The organism is Chitinivorax sp. B, assembly GCF_005503445.1.
Lineage (GTDB): Bacteria > Pseudomonadota > Gammaproteobacteria > Burkholderiales > SCOH01 > Chitinivorax.
The window spans coordinates 1-2,689 of record NZ_SCOH01000119.1; the positions used below are offsets into that span (position 1 = coordinate 1).

Annotated in this window: 5 protein-coding genes; all 5 read right to left on the reverse strand. The window is 50.6% G+C overall.

Annotated features, from left to right (window positions below; all coding sequences use genetic code 11):
* A partial coding sequence (locus tag FFS57_RS24575) for a GAD-like domain-containing protein (RefSeq protein WP_283204933.1) occupies nucleotides 1–154 on the reverse strand: 154 nt, incomplete at its 3' end.
* Nucleotides 155–164: 10 nt separating this feature from the next.
* Nucleotides 165–821 carry a GAD-like domain-containing protein gene (locus tag FFS57_RS24580; protein WP_137940461.1) on the reverse strand — a complete coding sequence of 219 codons (657 nt, stop codon included), beginning with the start codon at nucleotides 819–821 and terminating at the stop codon, nucleotides 165–167.
* 10 nt (nucleotides 822–831) lie between these two features.
* Entirely contained in the window at nucleotides 832–1,488 is a 657-nt protein-coding gene (locus FFS57_RS24585; protein ID WP_137940462.1) for a GAD-like domain-containing protein, read from the reverse strand.
* Nucleotides 1,489–1,498: 10 nt separating this feature from the next.
* Entirely contained in the window at nucleotides 1,499–2,158 is a 660-nt protein-coding gene (locus FFS57_RS24590; protein WP_137940463.1) for a GAD-like domain-containing protein, read from the reverse strand.
* 10 nt (nucleotides 2,159–2,168) lie between these two features.
* Nucleotides 2,169–2,689 (reverse strand): polymorphic toxin type 15 domain-containing protein (locus FFS57_RS24595; protein WP_249384164.1); only part of this gene is annotated, 521 nt, incomplete at its 5' end.

The following is a 2,689-nucleotide window of genomic DNA, read 5'->3' on the forward strand; positions in this document are numbered from 1 at the left end:
CATTGGCATAGCCCGCCCAGCCGTAGCCCTCCCAATACTTCAGCAATTGATCGGGTAACTTACCGCGATAGCGGTCAATGCTGGATTGCGGTACCCATTGCCGCCCAAATGCTGGGCCAAATTTCTTCAGGAAGTATTCGATGTCTTCATCCATCGGTAGGCAATCAGATGTCGCTCAGATCCGAGTCCGGAAACTCGATGACCTGCAAGGGCTCCAACTGAGCCAGGAACACCAGATACTCGATGATGCTGACCTTTTGGAGTTTCTCGACCGTGTTCGGGCAGCCCAGTGCCAAGGCTGGGACAAAGCCATATACTTCGGAAGAATCCAGGCGGCCGAGTCGGGCTAGTGCGCGGTCGAACAGGGGCTGTTTGTTTTGATCAAACCAATCCATCGACTTGGGATCGCTACTACTTAGCCAGTATTTGACGACAATATCGCTCTGACCAGACAGCATTTGTTCCAAATACACGTGATTTGAAAAAGCGGATGAACAAACTGGGCTGACTTTCAGTGACGGACCTGTTTTTTCTCCCCAAAGATATAGGTCACCAAACGCATCGCGTGCAACCACATGGAACGCATCCTGCTCCTTGAAGGCCGTATCACCAATCCACGCTTCCAATACTGGTTCGTATTCCTGGGGATTCACCAGCCAGAAACGGCCATTGGCATAGCCCGCCCAGCCGTAGCCCTCCCAATACTTCAGCAATTGATCGGGTAACTTACCGCGATAGCGGTCAATGCTGGATTGCGGTACCCATTGCCGGCCAAATGCTGGGCCAAACTTCTTCAGGAAGTATTCGATATCTTCATCCATCGGCAGGCAATCAGATGTCGCTCAGATCCGTGTCCGGAAACTCGATGATTTGCAGGGGTTCCAGTTGGGCCAGGAACACCAGATGCTCGACGATGCTGACCTTTTGTAGCTTTTCCACGGTATTGGGACAGCCTAATGCCAATGCAGGGACAAATCCATACATTTGCGTCGAATCCAACCGGCCCAACCTTGCAAGGGCTCTGTCAAACAACGGTTGCTGATTGATATCAAAAAAACCCATCGTATCGGGAGCTTGCGAGGCAAACCAGAATTTGACAACTCGATCAGCATCACCAGATTGCATCATTTCCAAATAAGTATTGTTCGGGTATGCGCTGCTATCCAGCGGACTGATCAGTAAAGATGGGCCAGTTTTTTCACCCCAAAAGTACATACTTCCGAAAGCATCTCGGGCAAATACATGGTAAGCATCCTGTTCCATGAACGGTGTCTCGCCAATCCAGGCTTCCAACACGGGTTCATATTCCTGAGGATTCACCAGCCAAAAGCCCCCTTTAGCATAACCAGCCCAGCCATAGCCTTCCCAATACTTCAGTAACTGATCAGGTAACTTACCGCGATAGCGGTCAATGCTGGATTGTGCTACCCATTGGCGCAGAAATGCTGGGCCGAAATCTTCCAGGAACAACTCGATAAATTCATCCATTTCGTCGCAATCAGATGTCGCTTAGATCCGTGTCTGGAAACTCGATGACCTGCAAGGGTTCCAACTGGGCCAGGAACACCAGATGCTCGATGATGCTGATCTTTTGTAGCTTCTCGATGGTGTTCGGGCAGCCCAGTGCCAAGGCGGGGACATAGCCGTACATTTCGGTGGAATCCAGGCGGCCGAGCCGGGCTAGGGCGCGGTCGAATAACGGGCGCTTGTCTTGATCGCTAAAATCCATTAAATCGGAATCTATAGACGCAAACCAAAATCTGATTGCTCGGTCAGCCTCGCCGATCTGCATATCGGCTAAATAAATTTTATCCGTGCAAGCCAGCGCAGTTAGCGGACTGATTGTAAGAGACGGCCCAGTTTTTTCTCCCCACAAATACAATTGACCAAAAGCGGTACGTGCGAAGACATGAAATGCATCCAGTTCCATGAAAGGTGTATCACCTATCCAAGCCTCCAGCACCGGCTCGTATTCCTGGGGATTCACCAGCCAGAAGCAGCCATTAGCATAACCGGCCCAGCCGTAGCCTTCCCAATACTTCAGCAACTGATCGGGTAAATTGCCGCGATAGCGGTCAATACTGGATTGTGGTACCCATTGGCGTGCGAAAGCCGGTCCAAACTTGTTGAGAAAAAAGTCGAAATATTCATCAGCCATGGGATAGTCCTTACATGCACCGTTTCAGTGTGGCGTTCATTTTTGTTGTGGATCGAGCTTGAGATGGAATGCTTTTTGCCGCATCCTCGAGTGCATGTACTCGAAACCGACCTTTATTTCCGTCCCAATCTGGGTGCCGTCTGCCTAATGACTTTCCCCATTGCGCTCCGATGGATTTGTTGACCTTAGCATCACCAAAGTCGGAAATTTTATCCTTTCCACCCGAATACATGTCCGGGTTGTGCAAGGCCGCTAAGGTTTCCATTTTCGTAGCTACTATTGCAATCGCGTCCCTCTCAGCGGCAGCAGGACTTAGCCCCTTACGCATCAGTGACTGCTTTGAATCCTGCATCAATTTTTCCTGATAAAGCCTACGAGCCACTTCCGCTTTTTGAGGATCAGCTGTCCGCCCAAACTTCTCATACAACTCCCGCCCCTTCAGGAATTCATCCACCGTCAAATCATTCAAGCCATCCTGCTGGCCCTTCAATTGCCGGTCGAACTCGTTGAGCTTGTGGCGGGGCATGCGGT

Excerpts from the sequence above, each read along its gene's own strand:
- FFS57_RS24580 (WP_137940461.1), bottom strand. The coding sequence starts at position 821 with ATGGATGAAGATATCGAATACTTCCTGAAGAAGTTTGGCCCAGCATTT.
- FFS57_RS24590 (WP_137940463.1), bottom strand. The coding sequence starts at position 2,158 with ATGGCTGATGAATATTTCGACTTTTTTCTCAACAAGTTTGGACCGGCT.
- FFS57_RS24585 (WP_137940462.1), bottom strand. The coding sequence starts at position 1,488 with ATGGATGAATTTATCGAGTTGTTCCTGGAAGATTTCGGCCCAGCATTT.